This is a genomic window from Sphingomonas rubra (genome assembly GCF_900115745.1).
In the GTDB taxonomy this organism is placed as follows: Bacteria; Pseudomonadota; Alphaproteobacteria; order Sphingomonadales; family Sphingomonadaceae; genus Sphingomonas; species Sphingomonas rubra.
Genome location: NZ_FOXP01000004.1, coordinates 68,812 through 94,038, shown reverse-complemented (window position 1 = coordinate 94,038; position 25,227 = coordinate 68,812). Strand labels below are relative to the sequence as shown.

The 25,227-nt window shown below is 69.2% G+C and carries 20 protein-coding genes; 11 read left to right on the top strand and 9 right to left on the bottom strand.

Annotation, left to right across the window (positions count from 1 at the left end):
• The first annotated feature begins 130 nt into the window (after positions 1 to 130).
• Positions 131 to 1,258 (top strand): acyl-CoA dehydrogenase family protein, encoded by a 1,128-nt coding sequence (locus BM145_RS06110; protein WP_093332552.1) that lies wholly within the window; start codon positions 131 to 133, stop codon positions 1,256 to 1,258.
• 31 nt (positions 1,259 to 1,289) lie between these two features.
• On the top strand, positions 1,290 to 2,177 hold the full coding sequence (locus tag BM145_RS06105; protein WP_093332551.1) for an acyl-CoA thioesterase: 888 nt from the start codon (positions 1,290 to 1,292) through the stop codon (positions 2,175 to 2,177).
• Here BM145_RS06105 and BM145_RS06100 read toward each other — a convergent pair.
• The 5 genes from BM145_RS06100 to BM145_RS06080 form a co-directional block, all read right to left on the bottom strand.
• Positions 2,164 to 2,952: an SDR family NAD(P)-dependent oxidoreductase gene (locus BM145_RS06100; protein ID WP_093332550.1), complete on the bottom strand. Its 789-nt coding sequence runs from the start codon at positions 2,950 to 2,952 to the stop codon at positions 2,164 to 2,166. The two genes, BM145_RS06105 and BM145_RS06100, sit on opposite strands and share 14 nt — an antisense overlap.
• A gap of 108 nt (positions 2,953 to 3,060) precedes the next feature.
• Complete coding sequence (locus BM145_RS06095) at positions 3,061 to 3,834, bottom strand: SDR family NAD(P)-dependent oxidoreductase (protein ID WP_245739122.1); 774 nt, start codon at positions 3,832 to 3,834, stop codon at positions 3,061 to 3,063.
• A gap of 142 nt (positions 3,835 to 3,976) precedes the next feature.
• On the bottom strand, positions 3,977 to 5,032 hold the full coding sequence (locus BM145_RS06090) for a phosphotransferase family protein (protein WP_093332547.1): 1,056 nt from the start codon (positions 5,030 to 5,032) through the stop codon (positions 3,977 to 3,979).
• A gap of 142 nt (positions 5,033 to 5,174) precedes the next feature.
• Positions 5,175 to 6,263: a Zn-dependent alcohol dehydrogenase gene (locus BM145_RS06085; protein ID WP_245739120.1), complete on the bottom strand. Its 1,089-nt coding sequence runs from the start codon at positions 6,261 to 6,263 to the stop codon at positions 5,175 to 5,177.
• 89 nt (positions 6,264 to 6,352) lie between these two features.
• The gene (locus tag BM145_RS06080) at positions 6,353 to 7,633 is read right to left on the bottom strand and encodes an acyl-CoA dehydrogenase family protein (RefSeq protein WP_093332544.1); all 1,281 of its coding nucleotides are present in this window, start codon (positions 7,631 to 7,633) and stop codon (positions 6,353 to 6,355) included.
• A 123-nt stretch (positions 7,634 to 7,756) separates the two neighbouring features.
• Between BM145_RS06080 and BM145_RS06075 the strand changes: the two genes are divergently transcribed.
• Positions 7,757 to 8,989, top strand: coding sequence for a TetR/AcrR family transcriptional regulator (locus BM145_RS06075; RefSeq protein ID WP_093332543.1), 1,233 nt, complete (start codon positions 7,757 to 7,759; stop codon positions 8,987 to 8,989).
• Between the two features lie 9 nt (positions 8,990 to 8,998).
• A complete protein-coding gene (locus BM145_RS06070) occupies positions 8,999 to 9,787 on the top strand; it encodes a tryptophan 2,3-dioxygenase (RefSeq protein WP_093332542.1) in 789 nt (262 codons plus the stop codon).
• Here BM145_RS06070 and BM145_RS06065 read toward each other — a convergent pair.
• Both BM145_RS06065 and BM145_RS06060 read right to left on the bottom strand, forming a co-directional pair.
• Entirely contained in the window at positions 9,784 to 11,076 is a 1,293-nt protein-coding gene (locus tag BM145_RS06065; RefSeq protein WP_093332541.1) for a spinster family MFS transporter, read from the bottom strand. The two genes, BM145_RS06070 and BM145_RS06065, sit on opposite strands and share 4 nt — an antisense overlap.
• 255 nt (positions 11,077 to 11,331) lie before the next feature.
• Positions 11,332 to 12,123: an SDR family NAD(P)-dependent oxidoreductase gene (locus tag BM145_RS06060; protein WP_218149628.1), complete on the bottom strand. Its 792-nt coding sequence runs from the start codon at positions 12,121 to 12,123 to the stop codon at positions 11,332 to 11,334.
• Between the two features lie 59 nt (positions 12,124 to 12,182).
• Here BM145_RS06060 and BM145_RS06055 point away from each other — a divergent pair, with 59 nt between their 5' ends.
• The 5 genes from BM145_RS06055 (at position 12,183) to BM145_RS06035 (ending at position 17,358) form a co-directional block, all read left to right on the top strand.
• Entirely contained in the window at positions 12,183 to 13,709 is a 1,527-nt protein-coding gene (locus BM145_RS06055) for a class I adenylate-forming enzyme family protein (protein WP_093332540.1), read from the top strand.
• A complete protein-coding gene (locus BM145_RS06050; RefSeq protein WP_245739119.1) occupies positions 13,706 to 14,476 on the top strand; it encodes a thioesterase family protein in 771 nt (256 codons plus the stop codon). The genes BM145_RS06055 and BM145_RS06050 overlap by 4 nt, the downstream gene beginning before the upstream one ends.
• 109 nt (positions 14,477 to 14,585) lie before the next feature.
• Positions 14,586 to 15,164 carry an EF-hand domain-containing protein gene (locus BM145_RS06045; protein ID WP_093332538.1) on the top strand — a complete coding sequence of 193 codons (579 nt, stop codon included), beginning with the start codon at positions 14,586 to 14,588 and terminating at the stop codon, positions 15,162 to 15,164.
• A gap of 143 nt (positions 15,165 to 15,307) precedes the next feature.
• Positions 15,308 to 16,027, top strand: a complete 720-nt coding sequence (locus BM145_RS06040; RefSeq protein WP_093332537.1) for a response regulator — start codon at positions 15,308 to 15,310, stop codon at positions 16,025 to 16,027.
• A gap of 32 nt (positions 16,028 to 16,059) precedes the next feature.
• Positions 16,060 to 17,358 (top strand): HAMP domain-containing sensor histidine kinase, encoded by a 1,299-nt coding sequence (locus BM145_RS06035; protein WP_093332535.1) that lies wholly within the window; start codon positions 16,060 to 16,062, stop codon positions 17,356 to 17,358.
• 190 nt (positions 17,359 to 17,548) lie between these two features.
• Here the strand turns inward: BM145_RS06035 and BM145_RS06030 are convergent, their stop codons facing one another.
• The gene (locus BM145_RS06030; protein ID WP_093332533.1) at positions 17,549 to 19,042 is read right to left on the bottom strand and encodes an MFS transporter; all 1,494 of its coding nucleotides are present in this window, start codon (positions 19,040 to 19,042) and stop codon (positions 17,549 to 17,551) included.
• 2 nt (positions 19,043 to 19,044) lie between these two features.
• Positions 19,045 to 20,094 carry a LacI family DNA-binding transcriptional regulator gene (locus BM145_RS06025; protein ID WP_093332831.1) on the bottom strand — a complete coding sequence of 350 codons (1,050 nt, stop codon included), beginning with the start codon at positions 20,092 to 20,094 and terminating at the stop codon, positions 19,045 to 19,047.
• A gap of 265 nt (positions 20,095 to 20,359) precedes the next feature.
• Between BM145_RS06025 and BM145_RS06020 the strand changes: the two genes are divergently transcribed.
• Positions 20,360 to 23,278 carry a TonB-dependent receptor gene (locus BM145_RS06020; protein ID WP_245739118.1) on the top strand — a complete coding sequence of 973 codons (2,919 nt, stop codon included), beginning with the start codon at positions 20,360 to 20,362 and terminating at the stop codon, positions 23,276 to 23,278.
• Positions 23,279 to 23,386: 108 nt separating this feature from the next.
• The gene (locus tag BM145_RS06015; RefSeq protein ID WP_093332529.1) at positions 23,387 to 25,204 is read left to right on the top strand and encodes an alpha-amylase family glycosyl hydrolase; all 1,818 of its coding nucleotides are present in this window, start codon (positions 23,387 to 23,389) and stop codon (positions 25,202 to 25,204) included.
• Positions 25,205 to 25,227 lie beyond the last annotated feature (23 nt).

Here is a 25,227-nt window from a genome sequence, read left to right as displayed (position 1 = left end):
GCCCTTCCGTTCGTCCTGAGGAGTCGCTGAGCGAAGTCGAAGCGGCCTCTCGAAGGAAAGGGTGGTTCGAGACGAGGCTTCGACAGGCTCAGCCTCTCCTCACCACGAACGGCTTTTTTCGGAGTTCATCATGCCCCTCTACCTCGACGACGACCAGACTACCCTGCAGGACACGATCCGCGACTTCGTCGGCGAGAACGCACCGGTGTCGCATCTCCGGTCCTTGCGCGACGTCGACGACCGAACCGGGTTCAGCCGCGACCTGTGGAAGCAGTTCGCTGAGATGGGCTTCACCGGCATCCTCGTCGGCGAGGATCAGGGCGGTCTCGGCCTGGGGCACGTCGAGGCCGGCGTCGTGCTGGAGGAGATCGGTCGCAACCTCTCCCCCTCCCCCTTTCTCACCACCGCCGTCGCCGCAGTCGAGGCGCTGAAGGGCACGCCGCACGCCGAGCGCTGGTACCCCGGCATCGTCGCGGGTGAGACCGTCGCCGCACTCGCGATCGACGAGACGCCCAAGCACCGCGATCGCGTGGCGTTGAAGGCGGAGCGCGCCGGCAACGGCTTTCGGCTGACCGGCGCCAAGCGTTTTGTCACGCACGCCCATGTCGCCGACCTGCTGATCGTCGCCGCCCGTACCGCCGGCGCAGCCGAGGATGCCGAGGGCATCACCTTGTTCGCGGTGCCGACGGACGCCGCCAGGCTCGACAAGCGCGCCGAGCGGCTCGCCGACTCGAGCATCGCCGCCCATCTCGACTTTGACGGGGTCGAAGTCGACGCGGACGCGGTGATCGGCGAGGTCGATGCCGGTCGCGATCCGCTCGACCGGCTGCTGCGCGCCGGCCGCACCGGTGCCTCGGCCGAGCTGCTCGGCGTCGGCGGCGGTGCGATGGCGATGACGGTCGGCTACCTCAAGGAACGTAAGCAGTTCGGCCGGCTGATCGGCGAATATCAGGCGCTCCAGCACCGTGCGGCGCATCTCTACAGCGAGATGGAGGTCGCGCGCGCCGCCGTCCTGAAGGCGCAGCAGCTACTCGACGCGGGCAGCGACAAGGCGGAGGAGGCGGTGTCGGTCGCCAAGGCGATGACCGCGATGGCCACGACGCTGTCGGTCAACGAAGGCGTCCAGATGCACGGCGGCATTGGCATGACCGACGAGTACGACATCGGCTTCTACATGAAGCGCGCGCGCGTCCTGTCCGAGCTGTGGGGCGACGCCAACTTCCACGCGGACAGGCTCGCACGCGCCGCAGGCTATTGACGGTCTGCCGCTTGCGCGACGAGGGAGCCGCATGGACCTGAACACGCCCCACGACACGACGCCCGAGCAACTCGTCGCCGGCCTCGCCACGCTGCTCGACGTCGAAGAGATCGATTGCGACCTGTTCCGGGGCGCGCGCCAGCCCGGTGGCGAGGGCCGCGTGTTCGGCGGGCAGGTGATCGCGCAGGCGTTGCAGGCGGCGCAGCGGTCGACCGAAGCGCCCAAGGTCGCCCATTCGCTCCACGCCTATTTCATGCGGCCTGGCGACGAGAACTTCCCGATCGTCTACCGCGTCGTCCGCGATTTCGAGGGGCGCAGCTTCGCGACGCGGCGGGTGATCGCGATGCAGCGGGGCAAGCCGATCCTCAACATGGCATGCTCGTTCCAGCTGCCCGAGGACGGCCTCGCGCATCAGGATACGATGCCCGACGTACCCGGGCCGGAGGAGCTGACCAGCGAGCGCGAGCTGCGCCGGGCGATGGCCGCGGACATTCCGGAGAGATACCACCGCGTACTGCTGCGCCCGCGGCCGATCGACATCCGCCCGGTCGCCCCTCGAAACTGGGTCAAGCCCGAGGTGGGCGAGCCGGTGCAGCATGTGTGGTTCAGGCTGGCCGCGCCGATCGGCGACGATCCGGCGCTGCACCGGGCGGTGCTCGCCTACGCGTCCGACATGGGCCTGCTCGGCACGTCGATGCTGCCGCACGGCGTAGGCTGGATGAGCCCCGACATGCAGACCGCGAGCCTGGACCATGCGCTATGGCTGCACGAGCCGTTCCGCGCGGACGAGTGGCTGCTCTACAGCATGGACAGTCCGTGGGCGGGGCACGCGCGCGGGTTCAACCGCGGTCGCGTGTTCACGCAGGACGGCCGGCTGGTCGCGAGCGCCGCGCAGGAAGGGCTCATCAGGCGGCGGTGAGGCCGTATTCCTGTCGGGTAACCGGATGGCTCGACGATAGACCGCCATCGACCGCCAGCGCCTGGCCGTTGACGTAGCTCGCCGCGTCGGAGGCGAGGAACAGCGCCGCCTCCGCCAGCTCCTCCGGCTGCGCACCGCGGCGCAAGGGATTGAGGCGACCGACGCGGTCGATCTTGCCGGCATCGCGGGCGTTGTCGAAGACGGGCTTGGTCATGCCGGTCTCGGTCAGGCCGGGGCAGATCGCGTTGACGCGGACGTTGGAGCCCGACAGCTGCTGGGCGGAGACCTGCGCCAGATTGATGACGCCCGCCTTCGACGCCGAATAGGCCGGCGAGCCCGCGCCCGAGCGGATACCGGCGACGCTGGCGGTCAGCACGATCGCGCCGCGCCCTCGCTTGGCGATTTCGGGCGCGGCGTGCTTGATCGCGAGGAAGGGGCCGATCAGGTTCACGCGCAGCACCTCGGTGATGAGCGCCACGTCGGTGTCGAAGAGGTTGGCCATGCCGCCGGAGATGCCGGCGTTGGCGAACATCACGTCGAGGCCGCCATGGGCCTCAACCGCGAGGGCAACCGTGCGGATCACGTCATCCTCGTTGCCGGCATCCATGCGGATGGCGCGGGCGGCGTCGCCGATCGTCGCGGCGGTCTGCTCGACGGCGTCGGTGATGTCGGCGCAGACGACGCGGGCGCCTTCGCGCGCGAAGGCGATGGCGGCGGCGCGGCCGATGCCGGAGCCTGCGCCCGTGACGATCACCGATTTGTTGTCGAAGCGCATTTCCCTCTCCTCAATCCAAGCGTCACAACGGGCTCGTCCCGGTGTCCAGAGCCAAGCAGCCGAGCGTTCCGGGCCCTGGATGCCGGGACAAGCCCGGCATGGCGGACCTCAGGCGGTCACGCCGCCGTCGATCACCATCGTCTGGCCGGTCATGAAGGCGCTCGCGCGGCTCGCCAGGAAGACGACCGCGCCGGCGACCTCGTCGGGTTCGCCAATGCGGCGGAGCGGGACGGTCTCGTTCGCCGCACGGATACGCTCCGGATCTTCCCACAGGGCGCGGGCGAAGTCGGTCTTGATGAGGCCGGGGGCGATGCAGTTCACGCGGACGCCGTGAGGGCCGTACTCGACCGCCAGATTGCGGGCGAGCTGCATGTCGGCAGCCTTGGAGATGCAGTAGGCACCGATCACCGGCGACCCGCGCAGGCCGCCGATCGAGGAGACGATGACGATCGATCCTTCCCCGCGCTCGCGCATGGCGGGCGCGACCATGGAGATCAGCCAGTGGTTGGAGATGATATTGTTGTCGAGCACCTTGCGGAACTGATCGTCCGCGATTCCCTCTTGCGGCCCGTAATAGGGGTTCGACGCGGCGTTGCAGACGAGGACGTCGACCTGTCCGAAGGCGGCAACCGTCTCGTCGACCAGCCGCTGGAGCGCGGCCTTGTCGCTGATCGAGGCGGCGACGGCGATGGCGCTGCCTTCCCCCATCTCGGCGTTGATCGCGGCAGCGACGGCGTCGCAGGCGTCCTGTTTGCGGCTGGAGATGACCACCTTGGCCCCTGCCCTCGCGAGCTCCTCCGCCGACGCACGGCCGATACCACGCGATGAGCCGGTGACGATCGCGACCTTGCCGGTCAGGTCGAACAGAGCGGGTTTATCCACGAAGTTCACGATTGCTTGACTCGATTGACCCCTAGAACGAAACTTGCGCATTCGATCGTTTCAGAATTCAACATGATCGATCTTCCTCTCGTTCGATCATCGGTGCACCATGCCATGAAGCGCGGCTTGTAGGACAGCGCGATCACGCGCCCGCCCGCTGGGCAAAGGCCCAGGCGGCGTCGGCGAGGCCGTAGACCCGGGCGGCGGTCTGCGCCGCCTTGGCGCTGGACGCGTTGCCGTCGATGATGCGGCGCTTGATGCCCTGGACGATGCCGGTGAGGCGGAAGAGGTTGTAGGCGAAATACCAGTCGAGCTGCGGCAAGCCGTCACGGCCGGTGGCGGCGCAGTAGCGGGCGACGACCTCCTCGATCGTCGGGATGCCCGTGTCGGGGCCGGTCAGGCCCATGACGCCCGAGCGGCCCTCGGGCTCGGTGACCCAGTTCATCAGGAAATAGGAGAAATCGGCGAGCGGGTCGCCGAGCGTGGACAACTCCCAGTCGAGCACCGCCAGCACCCGCGGGCCGTCGTTCGCGAAGATCATGTTGTCGACGCGGTAATCGCCGTGGACGATCGAGGTCGCGGTCTGTTCGGGCAGCGTGCGGGGCAGCCAGTCGATCAGGCGCTCGACCGACTCCATCCGCTCGGTCTCGGCAGCACGGTACTGCTTGGTCCAGCGGCCGACCTGGCGCTCGAAATAATTGCCCGGCTTGCCGTAATCGCCGAGACCCGCGGCGACATGATCGGTGGTGTGGAGCGCGGCGAGCGTGTCGACCATCGCGTCGTAGTGGGCGCGGCGCTCGGGCGCGGTCATGCCGGGCATGGCGCCGTCCCAGAGGGTGCGGCCCTCGACCATCTCCATGACGTAGAAGGAGGTGCCGATGACGGCCGCGTCCTCGCACAGGCCGTAGGGGGCGGGCACGGGGAAGCCGGTGGGATGGAGGCCGGCGATGACGCGATACTCGCGCTCGACCGCGTGGGCGGAGGGGAGGATCGGACCGAACGGCTTGCGGCGGAGGACGGCGGCGCCGCCCTGCCAATCGATGCGGTAGGTGGGGTTCGACTGGCCGCCGGCGAACTTGGAATAATTCCACGGCGGGGTGAAGCCGGGGACGTGGTCGCCGAGCCACGCGCCGAGACGGGTCGTGTCGAGCTGGTCCTTCAGCTCGACGGCGACGGTGCCGAGCATGCCGTCGGTCATACGTCGCACCCCTTCCCGGCACCCCGGCGAAGGCCGGAGCCCAGGTGGGAGGGCGGACTTGGTGGAGCGATACGCTGCGTCATGGTCGTTTCCCAACTGGGCCCCGGCCTCCGCCGGGGTGCACGCGAAGGAAGGTGCGGCGCTATGCCGCCTCGAAGGTGATGACGGTGCGGGTGGTGTCGCCCTTGCGAAGTTCGTCGAAGGCGTCGTTGATGCGATCCAGCGGCAGCCGCGCGGCGATGATCGTGTCGAGGTCGAGCAGGCCGCGCTGGTAGAAGTCGACGAGGCGCGGCAAGTCGACGGGGAAGTGGTTGCGCCCCATCAGCGCGCCCTGCACGGTCTTGTCGGCGAGCAGGTCGAGCGCCGACAGGCCGACCTTCTCGCTGAGCGGCATCATGCCGAGGATCGTCGCGATGCCGCCGCGGCGCAGCACCTTGACCGCGGTCGCCGCCGATTGCGGGCGGCCGACCGCCTCGATCGCGTGGTGAACGCCGCCGCGGGTGATTTCCACCACCTCGTCGGCCGCAGTGTCGCTCGACGCGTCGATCGCGTGGGTAGCGCCGAGCTTCATGGCGAGGTCGCGCTTGTCGGCGACCGGGTCGACAGCGATGACCTTGCCCGCGCCGGCGATCTTCGCGGCGTTGATCGCGGCGAGACCAACGCCGCCGCAACCGACGACGCACACCGTCTCGCCCGGCACGACGCGCGCGGCGTTGAAGATCGCGCCGGCGCCGGTGGTCACCGCGCAACCCAGGATGGCGGCGCGATCGAGCGGCATCTCCGGATCGATGCGGACGCAGGCGTGCTCGTGGACCAGCATCTGCTCGGCATAGGCGGACAGGTTGAGCATCTGCGCGACCGGCCGATCCCCGAGCATCAGCCGCGGGGTCGCGCCCTTGGGCCGCTTCACCGCGGAGGAGATGCAGAGCGACAGGCGGCCGGTGACGCAGAATTCGCACTCGCCGCAATAGGTGCTGAGGCAGGTGACAACGTGGTCGCCGGGCTTCAGCGCGCGTACCTCGCTGCCGACCGCCTCGACCACGCCGGCGGCCTCGTGGCCGGGTATGGTGGGCATGGCGTGCGGATAGGTGCCGTCGACGAAATGGAGGTCGGAACGGCAGACGCCGACCGCGGCGGTGCGGATCAGCACCTCATGCGCAGCGGGCTTGTCGACGGCCACGTCCTCGATCTGGAGGGGGGTCTTGGCTTCGAAGAGGACGGCGGCTTTCACGTATTCACTCCTGAACCACCCCGGCGCAGGCCGGGGTCCAGCTACGAGCCGGTTCGATACTGGACCCCGGCCTGCGCCGGGGTGGCAGATCACCGCTGCATCTGCGGGTCGCGGGTCGGCAGGTCGGCTTTCCAGTCGCCCCATTTGCCGAACTCGTTGCGGGCGATCGCGCGGTTGTGGACCTCGTCCGGCCCGTCGGCGAAGCGCAGGGTACGCATCGACGCCCAATCGTGCGCGAGGTGGAAGTCACCCGATACGCCGCCGCCGCCGTGCGCCTGCACCGCATCGTCGATGATCTGGAGCGCCATGTTGGGTGCCTGGACCTTTATCATCGCGATCTCGAGCTGGGCTGCCTTGTTGCCGGCCTTGTCCATCATGTCGGCGGCCTTGAGGCAGAGGAGGCGCGTCATCTCGATGTCGATGCGCGCGCGGGCGATCCGCTCCTCCCACACGCTGTGGTCGGCGACGCGCTTGCCGAAGGCGACACGGCTGAGGAGCCGCTTGGCCATCGCCTCGATCGCCTCCTCGGCGACGCCGATCGTCCGCATGCAATGGTGGATGCGCCCCGGGCCGAGGCGCCCCTGCGCGATCTCGAAGCCGCGGCCCTCGCCGAGCAGCACATTCTCGGCCGGCACGCGGACGTTCTCCAGCACCACCTCGCCATGGCCGTGGGGCGCGTGGTCGTAGCCGTAGACCGACAGCATCCGCTCGATGGTGACGCCCTCTGCCTCCATGTCGAGGATCATCATCGATTGCTGGCTGTGGCGCGAGCCCTCGAAGCTGGTCTTGCCCATCAGAATCGCGACCTTGCAGCGCGGATCGCCGACGCCGGACGACCACCATTTGCGGCCGTTGACGACGTAATCGTCGCCGTCGCGCACCATGGACGTCTCGATGTTGGTCGCGTCGGACGAGGCGACCTGCGGTTCGGTCATCAGAAAGGCGGAGCGGATCTCGCCGTTCATCAGCGGACGCAGCCAGCGCTCCTTCTGCGCGGCGGTGCCGTAGCGGAAGAACACCTCCATGTTGCCGGTGTCGGGCGCCGAGCAGTTGAAACACTCGCTGGCCCAGCCGATCCGTCCCATCTCCTCGGCGCAGAGCGCATATTCGAGGTTGGAGAGCTGCGTGCCCTCGAACGTGAAACTGTCGTCGACATGGGCGCGGCCGGAGCGCGGCGGCATGAAGAAATTCCACAGGCCGGCGGCCTTGGCTCTCGCCTTCACCTCCTCGATCACGGGGAGGACCTTCCACCGCTCGCCCTCACGCTGTTGCGCGTGGTATTCGTGGTCGCGCGGGCGGATCTCGGCGTCGATGAACGCCTTCACGCGGTCCCGGTGATAGGTTTCGCGATCGCTCAGCGTGAAGTCCACGAGGCCTCTCCCAATCCGATGTCGCCCGTCACCTAGACCGTACCGGATGTTCGGTAAAGGTAGGTCGTACGGGGGCCGCGAAAGGGACTGTTCCTTCGAAACGAAGCTGGTACAGGTAGCGGCATGGGGGAGATCGACCAGGATATCAGGGGCACCAAGCGGTTCCGCGCCAAGCGCGATGCGATCCTCGCCGCCGCCGCCGCCGCGATCAACGAACAGTCGGCCAAGGGCATGACCTTCGCCGACGTGGCGCGCCGGGTGGGGCTCAACACCACCAGCGTCACCTATTACTTCAAGCGCAAGGAGGACCTGGCCGCCGCCGCGTTCGAGAACACGCTGGAGCGGCTGGACGCGATGCTGGTCGAGGCGATGACGCGGCCGACGCCGCAGGAGCGGGTGGCGCATTTCCTGCGCCTGACGTTCAAGCGGGTGGCGCGGATCGAGCGGGGCGAGGACCATGCCTTCGCCGTCCTGTCCGACCTGCGGGCGACGGAGGAGCCGATCAAGGGGCGCCTGCTCGCCGGCTGGCAGCGCGTGTTCCGCGACACCCGCGCCCTGTGGGGCGCACCGCCCAGCCGCGCGCACAAGGATCTGTTCGGCGCGCGCGCGCACGTGCTGCTGGAGAACAGCTTCTGGTTGCCGGTGTGGATCACCCGCTACGACCCCGACCAGTATGGCCGGATCGAGGAGCGGCTGATGGACGTGTTCGCGCGCGGCATCGCGGCGCCGGGCGCGATCTGGGCGCCGACGATGCTCGACCTCGACCATGACGGGGCGGAGCCGGGGCGCGCGGCGTTCCTGCTGGCGGCGACGCGGCTCATTAACGAGCTGGGTTATCGCGGCGCCAGCGTGCAGCGGATCGCGTCGGAGCTGAACGTGACCAAGGGCAGCTTCTACCACCATCTCGATGCCAAGGACGAGCTGGTGCTGGCCTGCTACCGCCGCAGCTTCGATACGATCGCCGACGCGCAAGAACGCGCCGACGCGGGCGGCGGCGACCAGTGGCAGCGATTGTCGAGCGTGGTCGCGACGCTGCTCGACGTACAGTTCGCCGAGGCCGCGCCGCTGCTCCGCACCACCGCATTGTCGGGCCTGCCGTTCGGGGAGCGGCAGGCGATGGTCGATCGATCGAACCGGATCGCGCGGCGCACGGCGGGCACGATGATGGACGGCATCGCGGAAGGATCGTGCCGCCCGGTCGACGCGCTGGTCGCGGCGCAGGCGCTCACCTCGCTCCAGAACGCGGCGTTCGACATGCGGAAATGGGCGGCGACGATGCCGCGCGAGCGGGCGATCGCCATGTACGCCTCGACGCTGCTGTTCGGCATGTTCGACGACCGGATGGCGTCGGTATAGACGAGGGTCATGACCGACCTCACCTATCGCAGCTATCTGCGCCTGCCGGACCTGCTCGCCTGCCAGACGCCGCTCAGCGACGCGCACGACGAACTGCTGTTCATCTCGATCCACCAGGCGTCGGAGATCTGGCTGAAGCTGGCGCTGCACGAACTGCACGCCGCGCGCGACCGGATCGTCGCCGACGATCTTCCGCCCGCGTTCAAGATGATGGCGCGGGTTGGCCGGATCATGGCGCAGCTGATCGGATCGTGGGAGGTGCTGGCGACGATGACGCCCGCCGATTACGCGGCGATGCGCGGCAAGCTGGGCACGAGTTCGGGCTTCCAGTCGGACCAGTATCGCCGCGTCGAATTCCTGCTCGGCAACAAGAACGCCGCGATGCTGCGCCCGCACGAGGGCGAGCCGGAGGTGCACGCGACGCTCGCCGCCGACCTCGCCGCCCCCAGCCTGTACGACGAGGCGATCCGGCTGCTGGCACGGCGCGGCTTCGCCATCGCGCCGGAGCATCGGACGCGCGACTGGTCGCAGCCTTACGCCGCGCACGGCGATGTGGAGCGGGCATGGGCGGCGGTCTATGCCGATACGGCGGCGCACTGGGATCTGTACGAGCTGGCGGAGAAGCTGGTCGACCTCGACTACCGCGTCCAGCTCTGGCGGTTCGGTCACCTGAAGACGGTGGAGCGGGTGATCGGGTTCAAGACGGGCACGGGCGGCACGGCGGGCGTGGGCTACCTCGCCAAGGTGCTGGAGACGCCGTTCTTTCCCGAGTTGCTGACGGTGCGGACGCGGCTCTAGTCGCCCGCGCGTCTCAGCAGCACGCCGGCGCGCCAGTAATGGAACAGCGCCCAAGGGGTCAGCGACACTATCGCGACCAGCGACCAGCGCAGCGATGCCTCGCCTAGGCTGGGCGCCAGCCAATCGCTCAGCCGGCCGACCAGCAGCGGCCCCAGCCCCAGCCCGACCAAGTTGATGACGAGCAGCGTGATCGCCGCCCACATCGCGCGCAGCCGCAAGGGTGCGAGATGCTGGATCAAGGCGAAGCTCGGCCCCAGATAGCTGTTGGCGAACAGCAGCGACCCGAAGTAGCAGCCGATCGCGATCGCGGGCACGTCGATCAGGTAGAAGGCGAGCACGAGCGGCAGCGACAGCCCCTTCATCACCAGCACCACCCAGCTCTGCACGTGCAGGCCGCGCGCCTTGGCCCAGCGATCGGCGATGCGCCCGCCGGCGATCGCCGAGATCGATCCGAACAGCGCGCCCGGCAGCGCGATGTAATAGGAGATGTCGAGCTTCGACAGGCCGAGCGAGCGCTGCATGTAGCTCGGCCCCCAGCCGGTGATGGCGTAACCGATCATGGAGGTGAGCGTGACGCCCACGACCAGGTGCAGCGCCGGCGCGCTCCGCCAGATCGCGGCGAAGCCGGCCATGACACTGGGCGCGTCGCCCTGTTCCGCGACGCGGCCGGCATCGGACAGGCCGCGGCGCGGCTCGACCACGAACATCTTCACCAGCACGGCGAGCGCGATGCCCGGCAGGCCGACGGTGAACATCGCCACCCGCCAGCCATAATGCGTCGCCACGAAGCCGCCGATCAGCGTGCCGAAACCGGCGCCGAGCACGACGCCCAGCGAGTAGACCGCCATCGCGCTCGCCCGCTTGTCGGGCGGGTAAAGGTCGGCGATGATCGAGTGGCTGGGCGGGCTCGACCCCGCCTCGCCGATGCCTACGCCGATACGCGCGAGCATCAGCTGGGTGAAGTTCTGCGCCAGACCGCACAGCGCCGTCATCGCGCTCCAGATGGCGAGGCTGGCGGCGATGATGTCGCGCCGGCTGGTCCGATCGGCGAGGCGCGCCACCGGAATGCCGAGCGTGGCGTAGAAGATCGCGAAGACCAGCCCCGACAACAGTCCCAGCTGCGTATCCGACAGCAGCAGGTCCGCCTTGATGTCCTCCAGCAGGATGGCGAGGATCTGCCGGTCCATGTAGCTGAAGAAATAGGTGGTGGTGAGCAGCGCCAGCGTCATCGTGCGGCGGCGCAGGGCCAGCGCGTCGGCGATCTCGGGGGCGGTGGTCAAAGTGGCCATGCCGTACCGTGACGCACTTTTCGAAGCTGCGGTACGGTTTGCGGCGAAGCGCCGCCAAGCGGCGACGAACCGAGCGACGCGGCAGGATTGGATCTTCACGATCCATCTCGCATTCGCCGCCGATCCTGCACCCCGGCGAAGGCCGGGGCCCAGGCGGGGGACGCTCATGGCCTTCGTGGCGCGTCGTCACGCCGACCTTGCCACCTGGGCCCCGGCCTTCGCCGCGGAAGCTGGAAGGTCGGACGTCGGTATGACTTACAGATCGCGTCCCGGTCGCCGCGACAAGCCGACGTCGAGGTGCGCGCCCGCGTCGACCAGCATCACCTCGCCCGTCACCGCGCGCGTCGCGGGATCGAGCAGCGAGACGATCGGGCCGGCGATATCTTCCGCGACGGCGGCCATCCGCATCGGCGTCGCCGCCGCCATCTTGGCGTTGAGCGCGGCGAAGCCCTCCTCTCCCAATCGCTTCTCGAACCAGCCGGTGCCGACATAGCCGGGCGCGACCGCGTTCACCCGGATCGCGGGGGCGAGGACGCGGGCGAGGCTCTTGGTCATGGTGACGAGCGCGCCCTTCGACGCGGCGTAGGCGACCGACGACCCGTTGCCGAACACGCCGGCGACCGAAGCGACGTTGACGACCGCGCCGATGCCGTTGGCGCGCATCGCGGGCGCGCAGGCGCGGATCATCTGAAAGGGAGCAATGGCGTTGAGCCGGTACAGGTCGACGAAGTCGTCGGCGGAGAGCGCCTCCAGATCCTCATGCGCGGCGAATTTGGTTCGGCCGGCGTTGTTGACGAGGAGATCGACGCGCCCGAACGCCGCCATCGCCGCGGCGGCGAGCGTGCGGCACTCAGTATCCTCGGCGATGTCGGCGCGCACCGCGATGCCGTCCACCTCGGCCGCCAGCGCCTCCGCCTCGTCCCGGCTGTGCGCGTAGTTGACGACGCAGCGCACCCCGCGTGCCGCCAACCGGCGGACGACGGCCGCCCCGATCCCGGTGCCGCCGCCCGTCACCACCGCCACGGCGCCGTTCATCTCGTCCGTCATACGCCCTCCTCGAACAACGGGTATGGCATCGCGGCGCCCGATCGCCTAGCCGTGGCGGCATGACCGCCGCCGACCTTCTCGCGGGCGACTTCGCCACGCTGCCCGACCTCCTCGCCGCGCACGCGCGCGAGCGGCCCGACAAGGTGGCGCTGGCCGACGAGCGGGGCACGCTGAGCTACGCCGCGCTCGACCGGCTGGCGGCGCGAATCGCGGCGTCGCTGCAGCGGGAGGGCGTGCGCGCCGGCGAGGCGGTGGCGATCGTCGCGGCGCCCTCCACCGACTACGCCGCGGTGTTCATGGGCATCCTGTACGCGGGCGCGGCGGCGACGCCGATCTCGCCCTCCGCGACGCCCGCGGCGATCGCGGGGATGATCGCGGACAGCGGCGCGAGGATCGTCTTCGCCGACGCGGTCAACGCCGCCGCGCTGTCGGGCGAGACGCTGCCGACGAGGGTGGTGTTCGGCGCCTCGTTCGACGCTTGGCTGGCGCCCGAGGACGCCCGCCCGACGCCCGTGTCGATCGCGCCCGAGGACGCGTTCAACATCATCTACTCGTCGGGCACCACCGGCAAGCCGAAGGGCATCGTACAGAGCCACGCCATGCGCTGGCAGCATCTGTCGCGGAACAGCGCCGCGGGGTTCGACGAGGCGGTGACGATGATCGCCACGCCGCTTTATTCCAACACCACCCTGGTCAGCTTCCTGCCGACGCTCGGCTGGGGCGGCACGGCGGTGCTGATGGGCAAGTTCGACGTGGGCGGCTATCTCGCGCTCGCCGAGCGGCACCGGGCCACGCACACCATGCTGGTGCCGGTGCAGTATCAGCGGCTGATGGCCTATCCCGGCTTCGACGACCACGACTTGTCGAGCTTCCGCTTCAAGACATCGACCAGCGCGCCCTTCCACGCCGATCTGAAGGCGGACGTGCTCGCCCGCTGGCCGGGGTTCCTGGTGGAATATTACGGCATGACCGAGGGGGGTGCGAGCTGCGCGCTGAACTGCACGGCCCATCCCGACAAGCTCCACACCGTCGGCCAGCCGCTGCCCGGCCACGAGGTGCGGCTGATCGACGATGACGGGAACGAGGTCGCGGCGGGTGAAATGGGAGAGGTGGTCGGCCGCAGCCCGGCGATGATGAACGGCTATCACGGTCGCGACGGCGCCACGCGCGAAGCGGAGTGGCACGATGCCGAGGGTCGCCGCTTCATCCGTCACGGCGACGTCGGCCGGTTCGACGCGGACGGCTTCCTGATCCTAATGGACAGGAAGAAGGATCTCATCATCTCAGGGGGCTTCAACATCTACCCGTCCGACCTGGAGGCGGTGCTGGCGCAGCACCCGGCAGTGGCGGACTGCACGGTGATCGGCGTCCCCTCCGCCGACTGGGGCGAGACGCCGGTCGGGGTGTACGTCGCGAAAGGCGGCGCGACCGACGAGGCAGAGACGATCCGCCAATGGGCGAACGAGCGGCTCGGCCGGACACAGCGGCTGTCGGCGCTCCACCGGGCGGACGAACTGCCGCGGAGCGCGATCGGCAAGGTGCTGAAGCGCGAACTGCGCGAACGCCTGCTGGGAACGGTGGCGTGACCTCGCTCGCCGAGATCGTGGGTGGGCTGCGCGCCGAGGGCGACGGCTGGCGCGGCACGGTGCCGGCGACGTGGCAGCAGGGGCGCACCGCTTATGGCGGGCTGTCCGCCGCGCTCGCGCTCCACGCGGCGATGCGGGTCGAGCCGGACCTGCCGCCGCTGCGTTCGGCGCAGGTGTCGTTCATCGGGCCGCTGTCGGGCGCGGTGACGATCCGCGCGACCCGGCTGCGGCGCGGCCGCAACGCCGCCTTTATCCAGGCCGACGTGACCGGGGAGGCGGGGCTGGGCCTGCGTGCGACCTTCGTGTTCATGGCACCGATCGCGTCCAGGCTGTCGCTGGACGGAGGCAGCGCCCCGCCCTTTCCGCGGCCTGGCGCCGACACGCAGACCTATCACGGCATGGCCGCGGTGCCGTTCACGCAGAATTTCGAGCTGGTCGACCAGCGCGACGGGCTGGGCGCGGCGGAGTGGTTGCGCTGGGTGCGGCTGCGCGAGCGCGACGGGATCGACCCGGCGGTGGCGTTCATCGCCGTCGCCGACTGCCTGCCGCCCGCCGCGATCAAGCTGGTCGGCGGTCACGTGCCGCTGTCGTCGATGACGTGGCTGGTCAATCTGCTGCGCCCACCCGAGACGAGCGACGGCTGGTGGCTGCTCCACGCCGCCGCCGACCATGCGCGGGACGGCGCGTCGAGCCAGCGGATGGCGATCTGGAACGCGGACGGCGCGGCGGTCGCCGAGCAGATGCAGAGCGTCGCGATCTTCGCCTGACGGATACAGGTTGCGACACTTGGGCGACGAGATGCCATCAGCGTGCGACAAGCGGGGGGCATAAGCACCCCCATGGCGGGAACGACCCGCCCGATGGAGGATCGCCCGCATGAAGAAAAGCCTGTTCCTGTTGCCGCTCGCCGCGCTGATGGCCGGCCCCGCTCTCGCGCAAGGGCCGCGCCCCGGCCCCGACGCGAACGGCGACGGCATCGTCACCCGCGCGGAGGAGACCGCCGAGGCGGATCGCCGCTTCGCCGCGATGGACGCCAACCGCGACGGCACCGTCACGCCGGAGGAGCGCCGCGCCGAGCGGCAGCGGATGCGTGCCGAGCGTCGCGATCGCGTCGTCACAGAGGAGCAGTTCAAGGACCGCGCCGAGAAGCGATTTGAGCGGCTCGGCGCCAATGACGACGGCAAGCTGACCGGCGACGAGCGCCGTGCCGGCCATCGCGGCCACAAGGGTCCGCGCGGCCCCGGCATGCGCGGCCCCGACGGGCCACGTCCGCCCGAGCCGAAGGCGGAAACCGCTGCCGAGCACCGCGCCCGCGCGCTGGAGCGGTTCGACCGGGTCGACACCAACCGTGACGGCCGCATCGACCAGGCCGAGCGCGCCGCCGATCGTGGCCGCCGCGGCCCACCGCCGCGTCCGGGCGATGCTCCCCCGCCCTCCCCGCGCCCGGCGAACTAAACCGCTCCCCTCCGTCACCCCGGGGCTCGTTCCGGGGTCCAGGGCCAAGCAGCAGAACGCCCGTCATCCTGGGTGCCGGGACCAGCCCGGCATGACGATGGGGATGCTTCCCCCGAGAGCCGCACATGGTAGAAACGCCCGCGATGGGAGACGTACCGCACCTGCTGCTCGTCGACGACGAGCGCTCGATCCGCGAGCCGCTCGCGCAATACCTGACCAAACAGGGGTTCCGCGTCACCCAGGCGGGCGACGCGGAGGGCGCGCGCGCGCGGCTCGCCGCCTACGCGATCGACCTCGCGGTCGTCGACATCATGATGCCGGGCGAGGACGGGCTGTCGCTGTGCCGCCACATCGCCGCGACCAGCGCGATCCCCGTCATCCTGCTGACCGCCAAGGCGGAGGAGACCGACCGTATCGTCGGGCTGGAGATGGGCGCCGACGATTACGTGGTGAAACCCTTCTCGCCGCGCGAGCTCGCCACGCGTGCCAAGGTGATCCTGCGCCGGACGCAAGGGAGCGGCACGCGCCAGCACGCGCCGGAGAGCGGCTCCTACGCCTTTGCCGGCTGGGTGCTGAAATCGGGCGAGCGCGCGCTGGTCGACCGCGAGGGCGTATCGGTGGCGCTGTCGACGGGCGAGTTCAACCTGCTGCTCGCCCTCGTCACCCGCCCGCGCCAGGTGCTGACCCGCGACCAGCTGCTCGACCTGACGCAGGGGCGCGAGGCCGCCGCCTTCGACCGCGCGGTCGACAACCAGGTTAGCCGACTGCGCCGCAAGATCGAGCCCGATCCCAAGAATCCGGAGATCATCAAGACGGTGTGGGGCGGCGGCTACACGCTCGCCGCCGAAGTCACCCGCCTGTGAGGCGCGTTTGGCCGCGCAGCCTGGCGGGGCAGATGGCGCTGCTGATCGCCCTCGCCCTGTTCGCCGCGCAGGCGATCAACTTCGCGCTGATCCTGCGCGACCGGGCCGAGTTCCGTCTCGCCCAGGCGACGCGCCCCGTCGCGACGCGGCTCGCCGACGCGCTGGAGCGCGAGGCGCGCGGCGGACGCCCGATCGCCGCCGATCGCGGGCGGGTTCGTCGCACCGCCGCCAACCCCGTCCCCGCCGCGGCCGAGCATCATCCCGAGGTGGTGGCCGAGCTCCGCCGACAACTCGCCGAACAGGGTCTCGTCGTCGGCCGGATCGAGACGGGGCTGACGCCGGCGCGCGACGACGACGCCCCCCGGTTACGCCGCGGCGAACACCGCCCGCCGCGGCCGATCGACACGCTGCTGATCGCCGTCGAACAGCCGGGGCGCGGCTGGCTGTCGGTCGTCGCGCCCTGGCCGCAGGCGAGCGCGCGGCTGCTGTGGGCGCTGCTCGCGCAGACCGGCATCCTCTACGTGGTCGTCCTGCTGCCCGTCTTGTGGATCGTCCGCCGCCAGTCGGCCCCCTTGCGCGAGCTGCGCCAGGCGGCCGAGCGGTTCGGCCCCGCCGATCGGGGCGAACCGCTGGCCCCTCGCGGCCCCGACGACGTCGCCGCGCTGATCGCCGCGTTCAACGAACTGCGCCGCCGGGTCGTCGCAATGCTCGACGAGAAGGACCGGATGCTGGGCGCGATCGGCCATGACCTGCGCACGCCGCTCGCCGCGCTGCGCGTCCGCGTCGAGTCCGTGGAGGACGACACCGATCGCACGCGCATGGTCGAGACGATCGCCGACATGAACCGGACGCTCGACGACATCCTGTCGCTCGCGCGGCTCGGCCGCCCGTCCGAACCGCCGACCGAGGTCGATCTCGCCGCGCTGGTCGACGCGGTGGTGGAAGATTTCCGTGATCTGGGCGCGCCCGTCCGCTTCGAGGAGAGCGACCGCTTGCGCATCCGGCTACGCCCCGCCCTGCTCCGTCGCGCCATCCGCAACCTGATCGAGAACGCGGTGAAATACGGCGAGGAGGCGCAGGTCCGTCTGATCCCCGCGGCGACCTGTGTCGCGATCGAGGTCGCCGATCGCGGCCCCGGCATCCCGCCCGATCGCCTGGCCGACGTGTTCGACCCGTTCACCCGGTTGGAAACCTCGCGCAACCGCGACACCGGCGGCATCGGGCTCGGCCTCGCGCTGGCCCAGGCGATCGTGCGCGACGCGGGCGGCGACGTGACGCTGACCAACCGACCGGAGGGCGGGCTGGCGGCGACGATCACGCTGCCTCGGTAGGTTCCGCGGAGGCGCGGAGAAGAAGGTATAAGGTCCTTTACGCGCGTGAGCGCATCCCCGATCCTCCGATGTGACGAAGGGCTGCTCGCGCGGCCAGGAGCAACATCTCCGCGCCTCCGCGCCTCCTCTGAACCAACCTTCTTCTCTTCGCGTCTTGCCGCAATGAGGGAGCAGCTCGCGCGGCTCGCAGTCAGGCTCCCACGTCTACCGCCTCTTCCTTCACGCGCAGCATCGACAGCGCCGCCAACACCATCACCGCCGCCGCGAACGCCATCGTCCAGACGGGCTCGGTCGGGAAGAAGTGGCGGACGATCGTGCCCATCACGGTCGCGACGAGCAGCTGCGGCACGACGATGAAGACGTTGAACAACCCCATATAGATGCCGAGCTTCTTCTGCGGCAGGCTGGAGGCCAGGATCGCGTAGGGCATGGCCAGGATCGAGGCCCAGGCGATGCCGATGCCGATCTCCGGGACCAGCAGCGCGTAGGGGTCGCGCACCACCATGAACGCCAGGAACCCGGCCGCGCCGCACAGCAGCGCCGCGACGTGCGTCCACACCTTGCCGATCGCCCGCGCGACCGGTTGCAGCACGAACGCCGCGACGATCGCCGCGACCAGATTGTATCCGGCGAACAGGATGCCGACCCAGTTGCCACCCTGGTTGTACGCCTCGCTCGCCGGATCGGCCGACCCGAAGGCGTACTGCGCCACCACCGGCGTGGTGTAGATCCACATGATGAACAGCGCGGACCAGGTGAAGAACTGCGTCAGCGCCAGCTTCTTCATGATCGGTGGCATGCCGCTGAAATCGCCGACGATGTTGGTCAGCACATTGTCGGTGCTGCCCCGCTGATAGAGCGCGCCCGCGACCAGCCGGGCGACGCCGTAGAAGCCGACCAGCCCGCCGAGCAGGTACAGCTCCTTCTCCGCGCCGAGCAGCGCCACCACCAGCGCGATGACGACGCCCGCCAGGACCCAGGCGAGCCCGCCGATCGTGGACGCGGGCGGCACGGGCGGCACATCGTGCTCGCCGACCTCATGCCCCTCGAACGCGGTGAGTTCGGCGGGCGAATATTCGCGCGTCGTCAGCACCGTCCACAGCACCGCCAGGAACAGCACCGCCCCGCCGAGATAGAAGGAGCAGCGCACCGTATCGGGGATGCCGCCGCCTGGCGCGGCGTTGCCGACGCCGAGATGGTCGAGGATGAACGGCGTCGCCGAGCCGATCACGGCGCCCGCGCCGATGAACGCGGTTTGGAAGGCGTAGCCCGCCGTCTGCTGGTCCTTGCGCAGCATGTCGCCGACGAAGGCGCGGAACGGCTCCATCGATACGTTGATCGACGCGTCGAGCATCCACAACAGCATCGCCGCGGCGAGCAGGCCGGGTGCGTTGGGCATGCCGAACAGCGCCAACGCGGCGAACAGCGCCCCCGCGAAGAAATAAGGCCGCCGCCGGCCCCATCGACCCCAGGTCCGGTCGGAATAATGGCCGATCAGCGGCTGGACGAGCAGCCCGGTCAGCGGCGCGGCGATCCACAGCACGGCCAGATCGTCCAGGCTCTCGCCCAGCGACTGGAAGATGCGGCTCATGTTCGCGTTCTGGAGCGCGAAGCCGATCTGGATGCCGAAGAACCCGAACGAGATGTTCCACAGACCGGCGAAGCCCTGGCGCGGCTTGTCCATCCTCAAATCCCCTGCGTCGCCAGCGGGGCGCCCGATGATCGCCTGACAATCAGCCGCGTCGGCAGCACCTGGCTCTGCGCCGCCTCTCCCTTGATCTGCGCGAGCAGCACGTCGACCAGCCGTCGCCCCGCCGCCGCTGCATCCTGCGCGACCGTGGTCAGCGGCGGGCTGGCGAAGGCGGCGGCCGGAATGTCGTCGAACCCGACCACCTTGACGTGCTCGGGCACGCGCAGGCCGGCGGCGGACAGCACCCGCATCGCCGCCAGCGCGATCAGGTCGCTCGCCGCGACCAGCCCGTCGAACGCCTTGCCGCGGGCCAGCAACTCGCGCGCCGCGCGCGTCCCGTCCTCCTCCGTGGAGATGGCGTCGACCTGAAGCGCATCGTGGCGATCGAGCCCCGCCGCCGCCAGCGCCTCGGCATAGCCGCGCCAGCGCTCCTTCATCTCCGGATAATGGTCGGTCGCATCGCCGATGAAGGCGATCCGCTTGGCCCCTTGCGCGATCAGATGCTCGGTCGCCGTCCGCGCGCCGGCCAGATTGTCGCAGCCGATCGTCAGTCCCGGCTGATCTGGCTGGACATGGCCCCAACGGACGAAGTGGGTGCGCTGCGCCACCATGTCGACCAGCCGCTGGTGGTAGTCGGCATAATCGCCGTAGCCGAGCAGGATCAGTCCGTCGGCGCGGTGGCTATCCTCGTAATCGGTGTGCCAGTCGCTGGCGAGCTGCTGGAAGGAGATCAACAGGTCGTAGCCGCGATCGGCACACGCCCCCATGATCGAGCCGAGCATCGCCAGGAAGAATGGGTTGATGAGCGTCTCGTCCGGCGAGGGGTCGCGGAACAGCAGCAGCGCCAGCGTCCTGGTCGATCCCGAGCGCAGGTTAGAGGCCGAGCGATCGACCGAGTAGTTGAGCTGCTTGGCGATCGCCTCGATCCGTGCGCGCGTCGCGGCGCTGACCGTCGGGCTGCCGCGCAGCGCGCGCGACACGGTCGGCTGCGACACGCCCGCCAGGTGGGCGATGTCGAACGAGGTGGCTCTACGCTGGCCGGACACGTCGTGGGCACCCTCCTGCCGCTCCGCTCGGCCGGCGGACACTGGCTGACGGGACCACAGCCCAGATCGACCGCGCCGTCAACGCGATCCTTGTGCCGCGTCGCGGCGACCAGACGAGGGTTGTTGCAACGATGTGACAGCTGAATGGCAACCATTCAGAATACGTATGCGGCCGGATTGGCAGAACATGGGGCTGAATTCATTGGAGGTTCATCGATGGACCGGGGTGCGCGAGACGCCGCCGGATCAGGAGGGGAAACACACGATGACGGTATTCCGCCGCAAGGCATCCGCGACGCGCACGCTGACGATCGGCACCAGCCTGGGCACGCTCGCCGCGACGCTGATGCTCGCCACCCCCGCGTCCGCGCAGTCGCAGGACGGGGCCGCGCAGACCTCGGCCGGGGTCAAGGTTCCCGATCCCGCCGGCAGCTCGTCCACGGCGGCCAACCCGAACGAAGGCGTGGGCGCCGCGGATCGCCGCTCGGACAACGCCGCCGTGACCGGTGACGTCACCGCCGCCCAGAACGAGACCAACGCCCAGGCGGCGGGCGCCGCCGCAGAGGCGGCGACGGGAGACCCTGCGGAGGGCGACATCGTCGTCACCGGCTTCCGCCGCAGCCTGGAAAACGCCGTCGTCGAGAAGAAGACGCGCGATCAGATCGTCGAATCGATCTCGGCCGAGGATATCGGCAAACTGCCCGACGCGTCGATCGCCGAGTCGATCGCGCGTCTTCCCGGCCTCACCTCGCAACGCGTGTCCGGGCGGTCGCAGACGATCTCGATCCGCGGCTTCGCGCCCGACTTCTCGACCACGCTGCTGAACGGTCGCGAGCAGACGTCGACCAGCGACAATCGCCAAGTCGAATTCGATCAATATCCGTCCGAGGTCGTCAACCAGGTCCTGGTCTACAAGACGCCGCAGGCGTCGATCGTCGGCCAGGGTCTCGCCGGTACCGTGGACCTGCGCACCATTCGCCCGATCGAATTCGGCCGGCGGGTGATCTCGATCGGCGGCCGCGGCACCTATACCGACGTGGACAAGTTCAATCCCGATTCCAAGCGCTGGGGCTACCGGGTCAACGGCACCTATGTCGACCAATTCCTCGATGACCGGCTCGGGGTCTCGCTGGCCGCCAGCTACATCGACGAGCCGTACCAGTTCCGCGAGTATCGCTCGGGCGGGTACAGCACCAACGGGCCGAACGGCGCCTTCCTGGTCGGCTTTCCGACCGCGCGCGGCACCTCGACCCGGCTGAAGCGCTTCGGTGGCGCCGGTACGGTGGAGTTCCGGCCGGTTCCCGAGTTCACCAGCACGATCGACGCCTTCTACTCGGACTTCAAGGATCTGCAGAGCCGGCGCGGCGTCGAGTTGCCGCTCGGCTTCGGCGTGGGCGACTTCTTCGGCACCACCTTCAATCCGGCGACCGCCACCGTGACCGACGGCGTGGTCACCGCGGGCAGCTTCGGCGGCGTCCAGGCGCTGGTCCGCAACGATGCGCAGCGCAACACGGCCAAGCTGTACTCGTTCGGCTGGAACAACGCCTACAAGGGCGACGACGGCTGGAACGCGCTGCTCGACCTCAGCTATTCGCGCACCAACCGGTCCGAATTCTCGTTCGAGAGCTACGCGGGCACCGGTCGCGGACGCACACGGGGCGTCAACGAGACGATCAGCTTCACCACCAACAACACCGGCTCGATCTTCACGCCGCAGCTCGACTACACCAATCCCAACCTCTTCGTGCTGACCGATCCGGCCGGCTACGGCGGCGACATCGTCCAGGCGGGGTACTTCAACGATCGTCGTCTCACCGACGAGATCTACCAGGTGCGCACCGAGGTCGAGAAGGTCATCGAAGACTTCTTCCTGTCGGGCGTCCGCGTCGGCATGAACTACACCCGGCGCGAGAAGACGCTGACTCCGAACGAAGCGTTCGTGACACTGCCGAACGGCGCGCAGGAAACGCCGATCCCGTCGCAGTTCCTGCTCGGTACGTTCGATATCGGCTACGCGTTCAACGGCATCGGCCGCGCGCTCGCCTACAATCCGTTCGATCTGCTCAACGCCGGTGTGCTGACGCTGCTTCCACGCACCAACGCCAATGACGTGCTGGCGAAGGCGTTCAGCGTGAAGGAGGACGTGATGACCTCCTACGTCCAGGGCAATATCCGCCAGCCGATCGGCAGCGCGGAGCTGACCGGCAATTTCGGCGTCCAGTTCGTCGCGACCGAACAGAAGTCGACCGGTCTGATCTTCGGCCCGACCGGGACGTTCTCGCAGACGCAGGGCACCGACTATCTCGACGTGTTGCCCAGCGCCAACCTGTCGCTGCGCCTCGCCAATGATTTCGTGTTCCGCGCTGGCGTGGCGCGCGAGATCGCACGTCCCCGCCTCGACGATCTACGCATCGCGCTCAGCTACGGGGTGGATACCAGCTCGACGCCGCCGATCATCCGCGGCAGCGCGGGCAACGCCAATTTGCGCCCTTACCGCGCCACGGCGGTCGACGCGACGATCGAGAAGTATTTCGGCAACAGCGGCTACATCGCCGTTCAGGGCTATTACAAGGACCTGACGAGCTTCATCTACCGCGATCAGGAACGGGTGTTCGATTATGGCGGATTGCCCGCGCCGATCAACGCGGGCCTGCTGACCACGTCGATCGGCACGATCAGGCAACCGGTCAATGTCGGCGGCGGCAAGCTCTACGGCGTCGAACTCGCGGGAACCTTGCCGATCGGCCGTCTGGTCGGCGCGCTCGACGGCTTCGGTCTGACCGGCGGTGGATCGTACACCAAGACCGAGATCCGCCAGTCGCCGACAGCGCCGGTCACCGACCTGCCGGGCTATTCGCGCTGGGTGGCCAACGGTACGGCTTATTTCGAGAAGTACGGCATCAACCTGCGCGGATCGGTGCGTTACCGCTCGACTTTCCTGGGCGAACTGGTCGGCTTCGGCGCCAACCGCGATTTCCGCCGCGCGCGCGACGAGCTGATCGTCGACGGCCAGATCGGTTACGACTTCAACGCCGGTTTCCTGAAGGGCCTGTCGGTCTACGTCCAGGGTCAGAACCTGACGGACGAGCCGTTCGCCACCGAGGAGAACCGCAACGAGCTGCAAGTCTCGGAATATCAGAAGTACGGTCGCCGCTATCTCGCCGGCGCGACGTTCAAGTTCTGATGCGCCGTCCGCTCCGCCTCCCGCGGAGCGGCCGTTACTCGCGAAGCCCGTCGCGGTCCCGGCCGCGGCGGGTTTTTTCGTAGGTCGTTCCCCCTTAGAGGTTCCTCGATGAAGCTTCTTGCCCTGATCCTCGCGAGCGCCGTCACCACGCTCCCCACCACGCCGACCTCGGCGCAAACCACCCCCACTGCCGATTACCGCCAGCGGCTGCCGCAGGACGAGGTGATCTACTTCGTCCTGCCCGACCGGTTCGAGAATGGCGACAAGGCGAACGATCGCGGCGGGATCGTCGGCGATCGGCTGCGGACCGGGTACGATCCGGCGCACAAGGGCTTCTATCACGGCGGCGACCTGAAGGGACTGACCCGGCGGCTGGACTATGTCCAGGGGCTCGGGGCCACCGCGATCTGGCTCGGGCCGGTGTTCAAGAACAAGCCGGTGCAGGGTGCGCCCGGCCAGGAATCCGCGGGCTATCACGGCTACTGGATCACCGATTTCACCCGCGTCGACCCGCATCTGGGCACCGAGGCGGACATGAAGGCCTTCGTCGACGCCGCGCACGCGCGGGGGATGAAGGTCTATATGGACATCATCGTCAATCACACCGCCGACGTGATCCAGTATCGCGAGTGCCCGCCCGGCGGCGACTGCGCCTATCGCGACCGGGCGGCCTATCCCTATCAACGCCGCGGCGGGGTGGAGGGCATCGCCATCAATCCCGGTTTCCTCGGCGACGACGTGCAGACGCCGGAGAATTTCGCGCGGCTGACCGACCCGACCTACGCCTACACGCCCTACGTGCCGGCGGCGGAGGCGAGCGCGAAGACGCCCGCCTGGCTCAACGACGTGCGCCTCTACCATAATCGCGGCAACACGCTGTTCCGGACGGAGAGTTCGACCACCGGCGACTTCTCCGGCCTGGACGACCTGATGACCGAGAACCCGCGCGTGATCGCGGGCATGATCGACATCTTCGGGCAGTGGATCGACCGCTACAAGGTCGACGGCTTCCGCGTCGACACCGCCAAGCACGTCAATCCCGAATTCTGGCGCAGCTTCGTGCCCGCGATGCAGGCGCGCGCGCGCGCGAACGGCATTCCCAACTTCCACATCTTCGGCGAGGTCACCGCGGGCATGGACCCGGGATATCTGGCGCGCTGGACCAAGATCGCCGACTATCCGGCCGTGCTCGACTTCGCGTTCCAGAACGCGATCCTGCAGGTGGTCGGCGAGAACAAGCCGACCAGCGTCATGGCCGACCTGTTCGCGGGCGACGTGCTCTACGCGCAGGGCGAGGAGACGGCGGCGATCCTGCCGACCTTCACCGGCAATCACGATTGGGGGCGTCTCGGCCATTACGTCCGCGTCGCCAACCCGGCCGCGGACGACGGCGAGGTGCTCGCGCGGATCGAACTCGCCAACGCGATGCTGCTGACGCTGCGTGGCGTGCCGACGATCTACTCGGGCGACGAGCAGGGCTTCGCCGGCGACGGCAACGACCAGGACGCGCGCGAGGACATGTTCGCCAGCAAGGTCGCGGTCTACAACGACAATCGGCTGATCGGCACGCGCGCGACCACCGCGGTCGCGAACTTCGACCGGCGCCACCCGCTCTACCGCCAGATCGCCGAGCTGGCGACACTCCGCACCGCTACCCCCGCCCTCACCCGCGGCCGCCAAATCGTCCGCGCGCAGGGCGACGGGCCGGGCATCTTCGCCGCGTCGCGCTTCGACCCGGCGACGGGCAAGGAGGTGCTGCTCGCCTTCAACACGTCCAACAAGTCGGTGACGCAAGCGGTGCAGGTGGAGGTCGCCTCCACCGCCTTCCAGCAACTCGCCGGCCGGTGCGCCGCCCGCGCCGCCGCTCCGGGCAGCGTCGTCCTCACCCTGCCCGCCTTCGGCTACGCCGTCTGCGCGGCGCGATAGCCCTCGATCGCCCCCGCCCTTCC